The sequence below is a fragment of the Acinetobacter sp. BIGb0196 genome (genome assembly GCF_011759595.1).
Lineage (GTDB): Bacteria > Pseudomonadota > Gammaproteobacteria > Pseudomonadales > Moraxellaceae > Acinetobacter > Acinetobacter guillouiae.
The window spans coordinates 1,400,381-1,416,980 of record NZ_JAAOZA010000001.1 but is presented as its reverse complement, the minus strand read 5'-3'; the positions used below and the strand labels follow the sequence as shown (position 1 = coordinate 1,416,980).

Here is a 16,600-nt window from a genome sequence, read left to right as displayed (position 1 = left end):
CAATGACCTAAAAACTTGAAGCATAATTATAATCATTTTCATTTATATTTATCACTATTTTTTACGCTTTCCTTTTAATGATATAAGTTTGAAAAGAAGCACGCTTTAAATAAAACATGATTTTTCTAATGATTAGACTGTATCAATCACATCATTGATAAGTTAGGCTTATTATTTTATAACGATCGGTCAAAAATTAATAATAGTGTTTATTTAGATGTTTTATTTTGCAGATGACTCATATATTGAGTTGGGCTTAAACCTAGAACTCGGTGAAACATGGTGGTGAACGCGGCAGGATTTTTAAAGCCAAAATCATAAGCAATGTGCTGTATTGGCTGATTTTGGATCAATTTTTCCAGACTTAACAGTACACAAGCATATTGTCGCCATTTTGAAAAAGACATCCCGACTTCACTTTTAAACAGCCGACTAAAATGCCGCTCGCTGATATAAAGTTGTGTCGCAATTTCTTCGGGTGATAAATGAATATTGGGCTGCTTTAAGAACTTTTGGCAAATTTCTAAAATGGCTTTATTTTCCGGCAAAGGTAAATGCAGTTCAATTTTTTCAGAAATGGCTAGCTCAGTTAAAATCAATTCTTGAATCAGCTCATCATGTCTAGAAAGCGGTTCATTTAATGCTGGTGCTTTTAAAAGTAATTGTCGAAGCAAAGGCGATATTGACAGCACTTCGCAACATTCAATCTGCCTCGGGACGTATTCAGGAAGAATATACAAACTACAGGTTTTAACATTAAACAAAGTCAATTGATGCGGAACTTTTGGTGGAATCCAAACTGCCCTTTCTGGAGGAATGATCCAGTTTCCTTGTGGTGTTTCTACATGCATCACACCCTGAGCAGCATAGAGTAATTGTGCTCGTTTATGGCTGTGCATCTTCAACACATAATACTCAGCGTACTGCGTTTCTATCGCAATCATTTTATGTTTTAAATGCTCAACACTATGAATCGAGATTTGTTTCATATCCATGTCTGATTTGAGTAATTAAATGCGGAATATAACAAATTTTACCAATCGAGAAATCCTTAAACTGGTATTTATTTTGAAAGATCTCTGTGTATGGAACTCTATCTTATTTTATTGGTTGCAGGATTCGTCAGTGGCATACTCACCATATTATTTGGTTTTGCTGGTGGCTTTGTTGTTGTTCCTTTGGTTTATTCGACAATTCGTATGCAATATCCAATTCATTCTACGGCCTATGATTTAGCTTTTAAAAGTGCGGTTGCAAGCTCATTATTGTTGATGGTGATCAACTCTGGTTTGGCAACTTATCAACAATATAAACAGCGAAAAATACACAAGCAGTACCTCTTCCCAATCGCATATTGGATTGCTGCTGGCGCAATTTTAGGCACTTTACTTGCCCTAAATATTTCATCACATGTATTAAAATGGTCTTTTGCGCTCTATTTGTGTTTTACAATTTTTGATTGTCTGCTTCGTCAATTCAAACAGCCGCATTCAAATCCACAAGCAATAAGATTACTCACCAAAACAGAACAAGGTCTAGGCGGCATCTTTATCGGCGGGATTGCATCAGCGTTGGGTGTCGGAGGCAGTGTGATGACTGTTCCTCTGTTCCGTCGCTGTGGTTTGGATATGTCTTCAGCCGTTGCCCTTGCAAATCCTTTGAGTATGCCTGTTGCCATAGCCGGTTGTATCACCTTGATCATTGGGCAAATTATCCAACCACAACATTTAGGAACGCATTTTGTTGGTTATTTTTATTACCCTGCTTTAATTGCATTGATTATAGGCGGCTTTTTAGGCATGAAATTGGCAATACAATGGACCGGAAAATTGTCTAATCAAATGCATGAGCGTGGTTATATCCTATTACTCACGCTGGTTTTGATCAGTATTTTATTTCAATAAGGGAGACTGGTGGCTTAAAGGCTTGGAGATTATCTGTTAACAATCCAACTAAAAACCAAGCCATATATCGTTTAACGTTAATATTTTTAAATTTTATATATGGCTCAATCAAGTAACATTTAAAAAAACGCTAGCTAATTTTAAACATGACAATACGTGAAGAAGTTTTGAGTTTTGGCACAATTGACATCAATGTCGTTAACATTAACCCCATTCGATGCCAACCTTTAAATTGATTAAACAAATAAGTCCGCACATGTTTAAGTTTGGGATGCCATGTTTCAATGTCTTTTTCATCATCCAAACCAAACTTAAATGTGGCTTTGGTTTTACTCACAGTGTCGTGTAAAGCAGACTTAGTACTCATCCAAGCATTGAGCATGTCAAAATGCAGTTCAGCACCTGAAAAACGTTCAGCTAAAGCTGTTAACACCTGTTGATTTTGTGCTTGATTGAAGTACATCAATACCCCTTCGATCACAAACATAAAATGACCATTGGGATGCGTTTCTTTTAATTGATCCATCCATGTGGTCGATAACATTGAACTTGCAATAAAGTGTTCATTTTTATGCGCTGGTATCAATTGCTGACGTTGTTCAATCACTTCTGCAATATCCAATTGATAAAACTCAGCATGTTCAGCACTTTTACCGATACGTTGTATACGGCTATCTAAACCACAGCCTACAAATACAATAATCGGCTGATGATTAAGATAATGATGAAGTTGAATAAAGTCTTTAACTTTCTGATCAAAATGCGTTGAACGCAATGCAACACCAACAGACGTGGCCTTCTTGTTTTTATATTTTGAAAAATCATAATCAATTTTTTCCACCAACTCACAGGCTGTTTGATCATTGATTAAGGGATTTTTTTTCTGCGTTTCAACGGATTTGGCATATAAGGTAATTAATAGCGTGTCGGCAATGTCATCCTGTAAGTTAAGCGATATTTTTTTCATTACGTATTCCTCATGTCATTTAGATTTATTTTTTGCAAATAATGCTTTGGGTGATTTGCCATAATAACGAGTAAACGCAACTGTAAAATTATTGGGATATTGATAGCCCACCTGCCACGCTACTTGAGCCACGTGTAAACCTGACTCAAGTAAGCTATGGGCTTTTTGCATCCTCAACTGCAATAAATATTCAGTCGGATTTACCCCATACAGCTTGATAAAACAGGCTTTGAATTTATATACATTCATACCGATCACACTGGCGATATACTGCATCGTCAATGCTTGATCTAATTGATTGATCATTAAAGCTTTGGCTTTTTCCAAATTTTGCACATCCTGCATACTCAAGTTTGCAGATGAGACTGCTGATTCATCAGGCGCAATTAACGGCAACTGTTCTGATAACAAACTCAGTGCATGAATATGTTGTTGTAAGCTATGTTGTGGTTGGTAGTTGCGCTGAACGAGTGAATGTGCCAATGCGCAAGCATGGACTTTAGTGGTCATTGAAACAGGCTGAAAAGCGATTGGATGGATATGATTTGGGAAAAATAAGGTCTTGAGCTGTTGTGAACTTAAATATTTACTCAAAAATTCCGAAGTCATAATCAAGCGAAGTTGAGAAACCGTCTGCTGTTTTTGATAATGACGTATTCCTTCAATAGATGGAAAAGTATTGATACTGATATGGTCAGTTTTAAAACTGAGCTGTTCTGTATTCTTACTCTGATATTTTGAGCACCCTTGTAAGCCAACGGTCAATACCATCACGGGTTTTGAGTGTGTTGCTTGGGTTTCTTCTTCTAATGCATATTGAGGACAATAGTGTAATTGGTTAAGCAGCAAGCCAGCTTCAATCTGTAAAGTGTCTGCATAGCAATAACCAAAATCTTCAGGCAAGCCAATACGTTGTTGCCGTGATGAAATCTCTTGAACCGAACGCTCTACATCAACCCGTACACGATGATGTAATTGTGTCATCACTCAATACTCCATCTAGCCGAAAACTTCATTCCGCATAGTATTTTCTATAATTTTAATATAAGAAATAATAATCATTCTCATTTATTGAGTCATCATATCGTATCTTTGGATCGAATGTCTAGACCAAATGTTATCGGCATTCCCTGTGTAATTTTAAAAGGTGCTTTTAATGAATCTTTCTCTAAATCAAGCCGTACAAATACTGACTCAACCTCATCCTTTACATTCCATTTGGCAAATTTACCTGTCACAAATACAGGCGCAAGCCTTAGATTTTTCAATTGAAAATAAACTCTTTGCATCATTATTTCAATTTGTAGATGCCACAGTCCTAGCAAAGAAACATGCTTTGCATCCGCAAAATACCGATTATCTGTTACAGCTCTTGGCAAGTTTACAGCTGTTAGATACCCAGTTTGACCCAACCAGACAGGCTATGCTTTATCGTATTAAACCAGCACTTAAAGACTACTTTGATCCGATATCAGATCAATATTGTGCTGATGCTCTGTTATATCGGCAGCAAGTGATTCAGTCTGTTGCTGGACAACTTTCTGTATCTTTCTCTCGTGATTTCCAAGCCCAATCTCAAACACCAGAAACAATCGGATCTGCTTGGGCACAAGCGGCTCAAATACAAATTGCCCAAGAACAAAACGCTGTTACAGTTCACATTGCAGATGTGCTTTCTGACGTAGTCCGTGAATTTAAAACAGCAAGACATTTTCTTGATATCGGTGCTGGCGCTGGACGGATCGCAATGCATTTGGCTGAAAAGTTTACTCAACTTGAATGTACTCTTTTAGAGCTTCCGCATGTCATCGAGGCAATTCGTCCCACTTTAGCAAACCATCCAGCACATCAACGCTTGCATTGTTTAGCCGCGGACATGCAAAGCTTAGACTTTCAAACTTTAAAATCTCAACCCCAATACGATATTATTTGGTGCTCATCTGTACTGCATTTTGTCAATGATTACGCTTTAATTTTAGAAAAACTGCTTGCAGCTCTATCACCCAATGGCGTATTAATTTGTTGTCATGCCGAAATTGACCCATCTCAATATGATGCAGATATTCAGAGCTATTATCTGAATATTCGTATGCAAGGCAATTACGTTCCACAAAAGGACGACATTTATCGCAGCTTAAAGCAACTGGGTTGTCAGCACATTGAAACGATCGAGAATGTGCAATTCCCGGTTGCGCCGGTTGATGTACTGATTGCGAGAAAGTAAGTTATAAAAAAATCGTCAGATAAAATTTTAATCTCATAAAGCCAAAGAAACTTATACTCCGTCCTATTATTTTGTGCTGAATCTGAATAAGTCATCATCAAGAAAATATTTTCTGGAATAGTAGAATGATTAAACACTAAAAAATAATGTGATTTATAATTTAAATTAACTCATAAAATAGTGCACTTATATTGTTTTAAGTTACTGATACAAACAGTGTCCTCAAGCATTGAAATAATATTCAATTGCGTTGGAGTTAATTTTCTTTCCGTATACCAAACTAAACCTATATCAATATAAATATTTTTCATCTTCAAAGGTAAAATATCTACAAGATTGGCTTTTTTAAAATAATCGGCAAGTTGAAAAGATAAAAAACCAATCGATTCTGTTGCCAGAAGCACCCCGATATTGGTCAGTGTGGATAAAGACTCCACATAACGTTTAGATAAATTGACCTGATGACACAGTAAGAATTCTTCGATCACAATTCGAGTCGTGGCAAATTCAGGTGGAAGCACCATTGGAAATTCTGACAGATCTGTCCAGACCAGATCCTGCTTGGTCACCAGTGGATGCCCTTTTTTGACCACCACCACAATGGGATCTTTATACAAATGCTTGGTTCTAAATTCTATGCCCAGTGGCTTAGCAGCCAGATTTCCGATCATGACATCCAGTTCACCTGTACGAAGCAATGAAATCAAGACGTCTGAGCTACCTTCTCGTGCGTTGATACTTGTGGAAACCATTTCATTTTCCACTCTTGCGATAAAGTTCGGAAGAATAGACAGTGAAACCGCTGGCAGCAACCCTATCGCTATTCGAGTGGCTCGTCCTTCACTGATTGCCACCAGATCATCTCGTGCAGAAGCGATTTCATTTAGAATTTTTTTAGCATATTTCACCAGACATACACCTGCTTCTGTCGGTAACATCCCTCTTGTGGTGCGATCAAAGAGTTTGATATTTAACCCTTCTTCAAAGTCTGCCAACGTTTTTGAAATTGCGGGCTGAGTAACATTTAAATAATTTGCAACCTTTCCGATATGTCGCATTTCATCCAGTGTCACCAATAATTGCAAATGTCTTAATTTAAGGTTTGAACGTAAATAATGGTCGATCTTTGCCATAATATTATTCCCTAATATAAAATCCATTTATCTTAGATTAATCTCACTATATATAATTTCTATTCACAATCCAATTAAAACCATAACCATTTTATTATAAATCAATCTTTAAATATAAATAGACGCATAAATAGATTCAGTCAAAATTAAAAGTCAGATATAAAGATCAAGGACGTATCTATGTATTTTCAATATTTAAAGCATAATATCGCCAAGCATATTTTATATGGCATGACCCTAAGCTGTTTCAGTCTAACCATCCATGCAGAGTTCTGGCAAAGTAATCAGGTAAATGTTTCATGGAGTAATCAATACCGAGAGCCTGCTAACCCTGATCAGGTATCCAAAACCATTCTAAATTTTACTCATTTAAGTGGTGACAAGTTTGGACGCAATGTATTGGTTGCTAACGTTTTTCTATCCAATGACAAAGACCCTAAAGCGAATGGTGATGGTGGCGCGACTGAATACTATGCGTTCTATCGTCGTTACTTTTCCTATAATTCAATTTTTGACAATAAAATTGAAAACAAGCTTCTCCGTGATATCAACCTGACTTTAAGGGCAGATAAAGGGCTAAAAAACTCAGCAATGGAACCTAACCCAACTAAAGCCCGAGCGGGTTTAAGCATGGATTTCAATGTTCCCAAAGGTTATTTTGAAGTCGGTGCAGACTGGTATTATGAAAGTGCAAATAACAATTTGGCTGGTGGCCGGTTCAATTTCGATCCAACCTATGCACTATGGGCCAACTTTGGTTTCCCCTTACATGACAAAGGTTTTGTCGACGGGTTTGTTGACTTTATTGGCAGTACGGGTCCGGGCTATTTTAACGAGGATGCCAAACCTGCAACCCTATTTCAGATGAACTATATGTACGATGTTGGCGCTAAAGACGGCCTAAAACTTGGTTTTGGTTATGAATATTTCCGTAACAAGTATCAGGTTGATAACCGAAAAGATCCCTATAGAAATGCGCTGCATAGTGCTCCATTTATTGCCGCTCGTTACGTTTTCTAAGTCGATAATCAAGTCATTCCATTGGTGATGGCTTGATTATTCCTATCTATTCAAATCAAATAAAAACCAGAATCCATCGTCTAAATTCTGGATTTTTATCTTAACGAATTTTTTATCTTAGCGAATTTGCAGCTTAATCTCTGCAATTCCCTCAATATAACCTTCTAGCAGATCTCCCACCACTACAGGCCCGACACCTTCTGGCGTACCGGTAAAAATCAAATCTCCTGCTTGCAACGTATAATAAGTGGAGAGATCCTCAATCATCTCAGCAATATTCCAGATCAAATGCTGGGTGTTTGAATGCTGAGTCGTTTGACCATTTACCCTTAATTCAATATTTACCGCATTTACATCCACGTTTACATCCGAAGCTGGAACAATATCGGATAACACTGCGGATTGTTCAAAATTTTTCCCCAAATCCCATGGTTTGCCCTGATCACGTGCAATAAGCTGTACATCACGACGTGTCATATCCAGACCACAGGCATAACCATAAATATGATCAAAAGCCTGATCAGCCTGAATATTTACCCCAGATTTACCAATCGCTAGTACCAGTTCAATTTCATGATGATAATTCTGAGTTTTGAGTGGATAGGGAATCTCACTACCAGATGCAACATAAGTTGCCGCATCTTTTAAAAAATAAAAAGGTGATTGTGTAGACTTCTCTACACTGACACCCATCTCGGCAGCATGAGCCATATAGTTGCGTCCCATACAAAAGATGCGGTTGACTGGAAATTTTTTGGATTGATTGACGATCGGTATAAGGACAGGTGCTTTAACTGGGAAAAGTGTTTCTACTGACATTCTGATATTCCTCATTTTTTTAATTTATAAAATCATCGGGGCAGCAGTTACTGCCCCAATCAAGGGATTAACCCAGAATTGCAGTCGCTTCAATTTCCAGTAGGATTTCTGCTTTGGCCAGTGCCTTTACTTCCACAAGCGTACAAGCCGGAAAATCGCCTTCAAAAAATTCCTTACGGGCTTTCCAGACGGCGGTGTTATTGGCGATATTGGTGACAAAGATGGTCATTTTGACAATATTGCTCATCGTGCCTCCAGCGGCTTCAATTAAATCCTTAATTTTCTGAAAAATCACTTGCGACTGTTCATATTCATCACCCAGCACGGTTTCACCATCTGGCTGCCGTGCGGTCATTCCAGATATAAATACCTGATTGCCCACTTTCAGGCAGTTTGACCACAAGCCCGGTGCTGGCTCTTTAACTGTTGGAGAAATAATCCTTTCTTTTAACATGTTGTTTTCCTTATATTCCTGACACAATATTTCTAACTCAATATTTTTAATTCAATATTCCTAGCCCACTTTTTCTGATGAAAGATGAATGTGTGAATCCCAAGCACTTTCACGACTCCAGTTAATGCATACGCTTTGGCGACGCACATAGCCTTTCCATGAGTCTGATCCTGCGGTACGTCCACCACCCGTTTCCTTTTCACCACCAAATGCCGCGCCAACATCTGCCCCGGTTGTTCCCATATTGACCCGAACAATACCGCAATCACTTCCTGCCGCCGACAAGAACAGTTCGATATTGCTGAGGTTTGAACTGTGAATACCTGAAGCAAGTCCCTGCGCAACGTTGTTATGAATAGCAATGGCTTGTTCAAGGTCGTCATATGGCATCACAAATACAATCGGTGCAAAAGTTTCATGCTGTACACAGTCCCATTCAGGTTCGACATCCATAATCAGACATGCCTCAACATAAAGCCCCGGACGGTCAATGCGCTGACCACCATAAACCACTTTAGCGCCAAGTTCCTGAGCACGCTGAATCGTTGCCTGATATTGCGCTACAGCAGCTGCATCAATCAGTGGACCGATGATGGTCTCTTGTTCACGTGGGTCACCAATACGGATCTGGTCAAACGCCTGTTTAAGCAATTCAATCAGTTCATGCATGACACTGCGATGCACAATCAGGCGACGAGTACTGGTACAACGCTGGCCTGTGGTTCCCATCGCCCCAAAAGTAATGGCACGTGCTGCAAGTTGTAAATCGGCCGTTTCATCGACAATACAGCCATTATTACCTGAGCACTCGAGCATATATTTACGCCCCAATGTTTCACTCACAATACTTGCGACTTTTTTTCCTACACCTGTAGAACCTGTAAATGACACCATGTTGATACGTAGATCTCGGATCATCAATTCAGCTACAGCGCTATCCGCTGGAATAAACAAAGAAAAAACCCCTTCCAAATTCATTTCCTGCATGGCTTGATTGGCCAATTTCTGTAAAGCTATTGCGGTCAGCGGCACTTTTGGGCTGGGTTTCCATATCACCGTATTGCCACCAATAGCTGAAAGGAAAGCATTCTGCGCCCAAACAGCTGCGGGGAAGTTATAGGCGCTGATCACCCCGACCACACCCAGTGGTAACCACTGATCATACATCCGGTGTTTCACCCGTTGTGACTGTAAGGTGAAGCCATACATCATGCGGGATTGCCCTGTCGCAAGGGTTGCCATCTCGACCACTTCTTTGAGCTCACCTTTGGCTTCCATTACGGATTTACCCGTATCTAGTGCAACTATACCTACCAACGCCTCCATGTTTTCCTGTACCAATTGACCAATACGCTGTACCAATTCACCACGGCGCGGTGCTGGAACCATGCGCCATGTTTTCTGATACGCCACTGCTGCCTGTATAATTTCCTCATAATCTTCTGCGGTAGATGCTGCAATTTGCCCCACTGTTTCATTATCAGCAGGACAAATTGCATGAATGAGTTCACGCCCTTCTAGCGTAGACCATCCTTGTTTTACACCAAAGGAACCTGCATGCAGTTGATCCAAACCAAAAGTTTTTAACACCTGTTGTGTATCAAACAGTGCATCTTCTGCATATTTTTTTTGTGCAATATTCATCATTGTTCTAACCTATTCTCTTGATTTTCTTTCTTTACAAAATCACCGATACTTTCATCTGTGTGATATGCAGGCTTTTCGTAATAATGCGGGCCATCATAAATCTCGATGAGCCGACTAAACTGATGTGCTAAGGTGGGGCCATGCGGATGGTCTTTCGGGTTCATATAAAAGCAGCCAGATTTCAGCTTCAATTCCACATCTATATATTCGTACTCACCCTCAAGGCAAAACATAAACTGATTGGATGCATGAGTATGCTTGATCGGGATACAGCCACCTTTTTGGAATTCAAGCAACGCAATCGTCGCGCCAGTGTCTACATTTTTCCAAAGGAAATACTGACGAAACCCATACTCAGGGAAATTAATCCATTCATCGTCACTGAGTTCAGTGGTATTGAATAGCACTTCCAAACTTTTAAATGTTTCAGCATTGATATTCATCCTTGTTGCTCCTGTTTTTGCTCAGATTTCCAGATACTGTATTCCAGACGGCTTTCCGCTGTGGCTGGAAAAAGTCCAAAAATGGATCTTCCCTGTCGAATATGCAGCGCTGCAAAAGCTTCATATTCACAAGCATCCAGTGCTTCATTTGCAACCTGATCCGCCAGTGCCTGTGGAATGACCACCACACCATCTCCATCCCCCACCACAACATCACCGGGATAGATCGCTACACCAGCACATCCAATCGGTTCATTCAAAGCGATCGGATGCATTGCAATCGGCGTTGCTGGCGGTGCATTGTGCTTCTGAAAGCAAGGCAAACCCGCCGCATAAATTGCGGGAGAATCACGATAGCCACCATCGGTGACTACACCAGCAACACCTCGGTATTTAAGTCGTGCTGCCATCATGTCTCCCATACTGGAAGCACGAGTACAACCAAATGCATCAATAACCAGTACAGATCCTTTAGGACATTCCTCAATGGCGCGACGATGCAGATTGTCTTCACGACTGTAATTGCTCATCTTGCTCAAATCTTCACGTGCTGGAATAAAGCGCAAGGTATAAGCAGGTCCCACCAATTGCTCCTGAGTGGTACTGATTGGAGAAATACCGTGCATGATGACGTTATTAAAACCGTGCTTCAGTAAAACGTTGGCAATATTTGCCGTACCCACCCGCATCAGTTTTTCGCGGGTCGGAGCCTTTAACATGTATGTCATGAGATCTCCTACTGGAAAAATTCCAATTCTGGTGCCATGCCCCACTGTGTGGTTTCAGTTGCAGTACCGTTGAATTTCATCGGCTGTGCATGCTGATCAAGCATGTCGCCATCTGTATAGTGCTCAACCCTAAAACCAAAGGGGTCCTTCCAGTAATCAAAAATCTGGCTGCCAAGCATATGCCGTCCAACACCACAATCCAGTTGATAGCCTTGCGTGACAAGATAATCATGTGCGGTCATCACCGCATCCAGATCAATAACTTCAAAAGAACAGTGATGCACACCCACCCAGTCCGACTGCAAAATCAAAATCGAGTGATGATCTACTTTTTCTGCACCTTGATTGAAGCGCAGGAACGTTCCCACAATCGGCCCTTCTTCACCAGGCGGTACAAAATAGTCTGAAGGAAGTAAATCAAAGCGTTGCTCAAGCCATTGCACCGATGCATCATGATTACTGACATGCAGTACAAAATGTCCAAGTTTAATCGCCTGACAGGGTTTGCACTTTACCCGTATAGATTCATTCAAACGTGGTTTAGATGTGGCATTGTTTAAGTCAAAAGCCTTACGCTCTGTGATATCTGCATGTTTGTCACGCCCCCAAATGGCTTTGATTTGAAAACCGTCTGGCATGATCATCACCACTTCATAGCCGCCACCTTGTTCAGAAGAAGCTTGTACCGCTGAAGAACCCTCAAGTTTTGCCAATTCATTTAAGTCTTGTAGACATGACACTTCTATGGAAGCACCAATAAAATGCTGCTTTTCAGCACGATAGCTCACATGTATATGGTGTTGCTCGCCACTGCCCCGCATATACAACACCTCATCGGTTTTATTGACACAGGTCAGACCAAAGTCAGTCATAAACTTTTCCATTACAGCCAAATCTGGTACGGCATACGTCACCTGAGCAATTTCAATGGGTTTCACCATATTTCAATTCCTTTTACTTTCAGCCTGCAATCTGAGCGTATTTCCCATTGTGAAATACCAGTGGTTTTAGCCCATGTTGTTGCTGTAAATGCGTGACCAGTCCAACAAATAAGGTATGATCGCCGCATGGATAGCTAAACTGTAGTTTGCTCACGACCTGAACAGCAGCATTTTTGATCACAGGAAAACCCGCGATATATTCAAATTCAGGTTTAAAATGTTTATCGTGCTTCCCAGCAAAATGGTTACTCACCTGTATCTGATCTTCATGCAAAATACTGATACCAAAATGCTCGCCTAGGATGATTTTTTCATGTGATGCTGCGCTATTGCCTACGGAAACCAGCACCATGGCCGGTTCCAGTGAACCTGACATAAACGCATTTGCTGTCATGGCATGGATTTGTCCATCATGGCATGAGGAAATCACCACCACACCTGTTGCAAATTTCCCCATCGCATTGCGAAATTCATATGATGTAAAATCCACGTTGGTCTGGTTTGCTTGCATGATCTTCACCATTTCACCCGGTGTTGTTATCCGTAAATTCGCAACTGTCATTTTCTATATCCTTATATTGAGCAGTGGTTTGAATTATTTTCTGTTCAGGATACTGACATCATCTGGGTTGATCAGATCGGGGACCGTCCAACCATTGAGGTCATATTCATCCATGGCTTTCTGGGCAAAATCCTTACAAAAGTCGAGCATCCCTCTAGACTGTGCAGCAAACAGATTGGTCTGACGGGTCACATCATTACTGCCAAGATAATTAATTTCATACAGCTCATGCCGAGCACCAAATTCAGTACCAATCGCATCCCAGAGCATTTTCATGACTTTGACTCGTTCAATCGCATCCTTACCATTTGATCCGCGAAGATAAGTAGCGAGATAACCCTGAATGTGTGGATTTTTAAAATCATCTACATGTGAATTAAGGTAGATCAAACCACTTGCCACAACCTGTTCAATGATATTTTTGATTTTTGGCATCGCCAATTGACTGATGACTCGATATGCCCCCGCATGATGCGGATCTGGACGAATCATGCCATTCCATGGCTCAGCACTTTTTGCCATCGCATCTGACAGCGCCCAAAAAGTGTTACGCCATGCAATCACTTCGCCCATCTGGGACATCACACCATGAAATTTGTCTGCCCCTGTAATTTCGAGTGCTTTTGCTAAAGTACCGACTAAAAAATCAAGTTTGACCGCAAAACGCGTACACCCATGTAAAGATGCCCGTTCTAAGTAACCTGCTTCGGTGTTATAAGCATTTGCTTGTTGTAAATTGTTATAAATAAAGACGTCTTCCCATGGGATAAAGACATTATCCAGTACCAGAATGGCATCATTTTCATCAAGGCGGCTTGACAATGGATAATCAAAAGGGCTACCAAGTACCGCTGCACGATACTCATTTGAAGTACGGCAAAGTAGTTTCACCCCAGGCGCATTGGTCGGCACGATAAATACTGGGGCAAATGCTGGATCTTGAAACATCACCTGCCCAACATGTGCAATAAATGTAAAATGGGTTAAAGCCGAGCCAGTTGCAACAACTTTGGCACCAGACACATAAATGCCTTGCTCATCCTCTTTGACCACTCGAATAAAGACATCTTTACCTGCGTCTGCGCCAAGACCACGGTCTACAGGTGGGTTCATCAATGCATGATTAATAAACCAAGTTTTTTCTTGTGCTTTTCGATACCAACGACGTGCATTTTCTTCAAAGCCCTTATAAAACGGTGCATTTACCCCCAGTGTTCCAATAAAACAGCCTTTATAATCAGGCGACCTCCCCATCCATCCCCATGAAATACGTTGCCATGCCGCGATCGCATCACGAGAAGCCACTTGCTCTTCAACATTATGGGCAACACGGAAAAAGCGGTGAGTAAAACCACCCCACTCTGTTGGTGTGGTTAAAATATCTTTGGTTTCAGGTGCATGTAAGGCATCATACATTCTGGCAATCATACGTGCTGAATTACGAAATGCGGGATGCTCGGTAATATTTTCTACCCGTTCACCATAAATCCAAACTTCGCGCCCATCATTGAGACTGTCTAAATACTCCTGTCCTGTAAATGGAATATAGTCCTTATTCACTGCAACACTTTCAGTATCTAATTTACTATTCATGTCCCATATCCTTATATTCGCTTTATTTTATAATTGCTTAATCTTTAAGCATAAAATGAGGTTAACAAGGTTATTTATATACGTCCAATCATGTATTTAGCTCACATATATAACCTTTTTATTATGAATAAAAACTGCTTAAGCATTAAAAAAAGCCGTGTTCATAACAACATGGCTTTTGAGTGCGAATACCTGTTAGTTGAATAAAATTATTGGCTCAATATTCGAAAATCTCCACTTACACCACGACAACTATAGATCACTTACTTTGAGAAAGTAGCTGAGCGACTCAAAACACAATGAATGTTAGTAATGGAAAACGAGCGCCTTTAAAAAGAAATGAAAAGTATTAACTTTGCAAGGGAAGGATTTAAAAATCCAAAATGAATCAGTATGAGCTTTGTTAAAGCTTTCATTGCCACATTTTACTTTGAAAGTTTCAATAAGTTTGCGTAGGCGATGCCAAACCTTGCGCAGCAAACAAAGCAGTGCTTTGTTTTTGCTCATGTTAGGCGAGGGGTACGTCCTGTACCCCCGCCCAACGGCGACATCCCTGTCGCCCCACGATAGGATAACCATCTAGAATTCAAAAGCACAAAATTTGAGTGTCAATCCGCTGCATCCAGTGCAACATCAGCCTCAACAAAATGGGTTGCGGTTCCTTCTGGCATCAATTTTCTAAGTGCAGGATAAAGCAAGAAAGATAAACCCAATGTCACAAAGAAACCCAGTTCAAACACTTTGCTTGCGATCAGCACAATCCCAATACCCGAAGTAATAATCAAAGTAATCACACCCGCCCAATTACAGCTTTCAACCTTTGCAGTCTGTAATGAAAACTGCCCTTTCCTCACATAGTAATAGTCGATAAGCATAACGCCACACAAGCCCATAGTCATACACCCCAGATAGGAGAGCCAAGCGACAAATTGTCCCAGAATCCCAGCACTAATCATCATCAGTGCAAAAATATTACCAAGTACCACCATAAAGGCTCGTCCCGGTTTTTTACCAGTCAGTGCATCCAGCAGATTAACCAATGCAAGTGAACCTGAATAAGCATTGATTGCTTGTGCTTTAGCCTGAGCCGCATAAATGGTAATAAATCCAACCCAACCTGCAAGTACCACAAAAAATGCACCTGTATTCGTCATGGCAAATCCCGCAGCAGCTTCCGATGCCTGTTGTGGTGATAGGCCTGCTTGACGATGCATCAGATATTCAGCCACTTCGGGTATACCACCAATCACCACTAGCCCACCCAATACAATCATGATCAGGTTTTGCATAAGCGGACCAGCCATCGCCAGAACTTTAACATCCTGAGTATTGCGGCAATATCTGGCAAAATCTATCGTGACCAGTGCAATTGTTCCCGCAGTTGCCCCCATCAAAACCAGTGCCGTGCTGAGTTTTGGCCAAAATCCACCAGTAACTGAACCAGTAGAATTAAAAACCAGCATCGGGTCCATACCACGTACACCATAAAGGTGATAAATCATATAGAAGGTGACCACCAGCGTAACCACAATCATGTATTTTGAAACCCTTAACGCAAGTTGCAGACCAAATATCGCCAATAAAATCCATGCAAGGGTCAGTACACCATACAGGGATATTTTGACCAGCATGGTGTCCTGCAAGTTAAACATCAACAGCGTTCCTTCATACAGCAAGGCGCTTTCCAATGCCAGAAAACCCAGAATCATAAAGGCAAAAATAGCTGCGCCCAGTGATGAGCCTTTGACACCAAATCCGAAAAACCGTGATGTGACCGTACTCGACATACCCGTCTGAAAGGTCATTTTCCCAAGATAATAACCCATGCTATAACCAACAATGGTTGCAATAAATCCTGCCAGTAGCCCAATCCAAAAGCCTGAGAGTAACACTGTAAATCCACCAACGGCAAAAATGACCAGTGCTGTTGCAACACCCATTGGACTCATCGCCAATTTAAAACCACTCTGGCGTTCTGCCATGGGCACACTGACCAATGCATGATCCTCTACAGCTTGTGCGATGGTGGATCCAGCCTGATTTATGTTCTGTGAACTGTTTTTATTTGTATTCATCATCGTCCCTTTTATACAGATCCTAATACACCAATCCTCTGGTGATCATTTATAAACAGTGATTTATCTGTTTAGCCTGAAGGTATTTTT

Annotated in this window: 16 protein-coding genes; 3 read left to right on the top strand and 13 right to left on the bottom strand. The window is 40.7% G+C overall.

Annotated features, from left to right (window positions below):
• Positions 1-209: 209 nt before the first annotated feature.
• Positions 210-989 carry an AraC family transcriptional regulator gene (locus tag FHR28_RS06355; protein WP_166782199.1) on the bottom strand — a complete coding sequence of 260 codons (780 nt, stop codon included), beginning with the start codon at positions 987-989 and terminating at the stop codon, positions 210-212.
• A gap of 96 nt (positions 990-1,085) precedes the next feature.
• Between FHR28_RS06355 and FHR28_RS06350 the strand changes: the two genes are divergently transcribed.
• Positions 1,086-1,904 carry a sulfite exporter TauE/SafE family protein gene (locus FHR28_RS06350; RefSeq protein WP_056517893.1) on the top strand — a complete coding sequence of 273 codons (819 nt, stop codon included), beginning with the start codon at positions 1,086-1,088 and terminating at the stop codon, positions 1,902-1,904.
• A gap of 130 nt (positions 1,905-2,034) precedes the next feature.
• Here the strand turns inward: FHR28_RS06350 and FHR28_RS06345 are convergent, their stop codons facing one another.
• Both FHR28_RS06345 and FHR28_RS06340 read right to left on the bottom strand, forming a co-directional pair.
• The gene (locus tag FHR28_RS06345; RefSeq protein WP_056517894.1) at positions 2,035-2,871 is read right to left on the bottom strand and encodes a class I SAM-dependent methyltransferase; all 837 of its coding nucleotides are present in this window, start codon (positions 2,869-2,871) and stop codon (positions 2,035-2,037) included.
• 15 nt (positions 2,872-2,886) lie between these two features.
• Entirely contained in the window at positions 2,887-3,855 is a 969-nt protein-coding gene (locus FHR28_RS06340) for a helix-turn-helix domain-containing protein (RefSeq protein ID WP_166782198.1), read from the bottom strand.
• Positions 3,856-4,027: 172 nt separating this feature from the next.
• Here FHR28_RS06340 and FHR28_RS06335 point away from each other — a divergent pair, with 172 nt between their 5' ends.
• Positions 4,028-5,095 carry a class I SAM-dependent methyltransferase gene (locus FHR28_RS06335; RefSeq protein ID WP_166782197.1) on the top strand — a complete coding sequence of 356 codons (1,068 nt, stop codon included), beginning with the start codon at positions 4,028-4,030 and terminating at the stop codon, positions 5,093-5,095.
• A gap of 170 nt (positions 5,096-5,265) precedes the next feature.
• On the opposite strand, the gene FHR28_RS06330 is transcribed toward FHR28_RS06335, so the two are convergent.
• Positions 5,266-6,228 carry a LysR substrate-binding domain-containing protein gene (locus FHR28_RS06330; RefSeq protein ID WP_166782196.1) on the bottom strand — a complete coding sequence of 321 codons (963 nt, stop codon included), beginning with the start codon at positions 6,226-6,228 and terminating at the stop codon, positions 5,266-5,268.
• Between the two features lie 180 nt (positions 6,229-6,408).
• On the opposite strand from FHR28_RS06330, the gene FHR28_RS06325 reads away from it, so the two are divergent.
• Complete coding sequence (locus FHR28_RS06325; protein WP_166782195.1) at positions 6,409-7,248, top strand: hypothetical protein; 840 nt, start codon at positions 6,409-6,411, stop codon at positions 7,246-7,248.
• Between the two features lie 117 nt (positions 7,249-7,365).
• Here FHR28_RS06325 and FHR28_RS06320 read toward each other — a convergent pair whose 3' ends face one another.
• From FHR28_RS06320 to FHR28_RS06280, 9 genes are all read right to left on the bottom strand, one after another.
• Entirely contained in the window at positions 7,366-8,067 is a 702-nt protein-coding gene (locus FHR28_RS06320; RefSeq protein WP_166782194.1) for a fumarylacetoacetate hydrolase family protein, read from the bottom strand.
• A gap of 67 nt (positions 8,068-8,134) precedes the next feature.
• Entirely contained in the window at positions 8,135-8,521 is a 387-nt protein-coding gene (locus FHR28_RS06315) for a RidA family protein (protein WP_105714078.1), read from the bottom strand.
• A gap of 60 nt (positions 8,522-8,581) precedes the next feature.
• Positions 8,582-10,168, bottom strand: a complete 1,587-nt coding sequence (locus tag FHR28_RS06310; RefSeq protein WP_105714077.1) for an aldehyde dehydrogenase family protein — start codon at positions 10,166-10,168, stop codon at positions 8,582-8,584.
• Positions 10,165-10,611, bottom strand: coding sequence for a cupin domain-containing protein (locus FHR28_RS06305; RefSeq protein WP_105714076.1), 447 nt, complete (start codon positions 10,609-10,611; stop codon positions 10,165-10,167). The genes FHR28_RS06310 and FHR28_RS06305 overlap by 4 nt, the downstream gene beginning before the upstream one ends.
• Positions 10,608-11,339, bottom strand: coding sequence for a dimethylmenaquinone methyltransferase (locus FHR28_RS06300; protein ID WP_105714075.1), 732 nt, complete (start codon positions 11,337-11,339; stop codon positions 10,608-10,610). The genes FHR28_RS06305 and FHR28_RS06300 overlap by 4 nt, the downstream gene beginning before the upstream one ends.
• An 8-nt stretch (positions 11,340-11,347) precedes the next feature.
• Positions 11,348-12,280, bottom strand: coding sequence for a VOC family protein (locus FHR28_RS06295; RefSeq protein ID WP_154130467.1), 933 nt, complete (start codon positions 12,278-12,280; stop codon positions 11,348-11,350).
• Positions 12,281-12,299: 19 nt separating this feature from the next.
• Entirely contained in the window at positions 12,300-12,842 is a 543-nt protein-coding gene (locus FHR28_RS06290; protein WP_105714073.1) for a flavin reductase family protein, read from the bottom strand.
• Between the two features lie 33 nt (positions 12,843-12,875).
• The gene (locus FHR28_RS06285) at positions 12,876-14,435 is read right to left on the bottom strand and encodes a 4-hydroxyphenylacetate 3-hydroxylase N-terminal domain-containing protein (RefSeq protein WP_166782193.1); all 1,560 of its coding nucleotides are present in this window, start codon (positions 14,433-14,435) and stop codon (positions 12,876-12,878) included.
• Positions 14,436-15,043: 608 nt separating this feature from the next.
• Positions 15,044-16,510: a purine-cytosine permease family protein gene (locus tag FHR28_RS06280; protein ID WP_166782192.1), complete on the bottom strand. Its 1,467-nt coding sequence runs from the start codon at positions 16,508-16,510 to the stop codon at positions 15,044-15,046.
• Positions 16,511-16,600 lie beyond the last annotated feature (90 nt).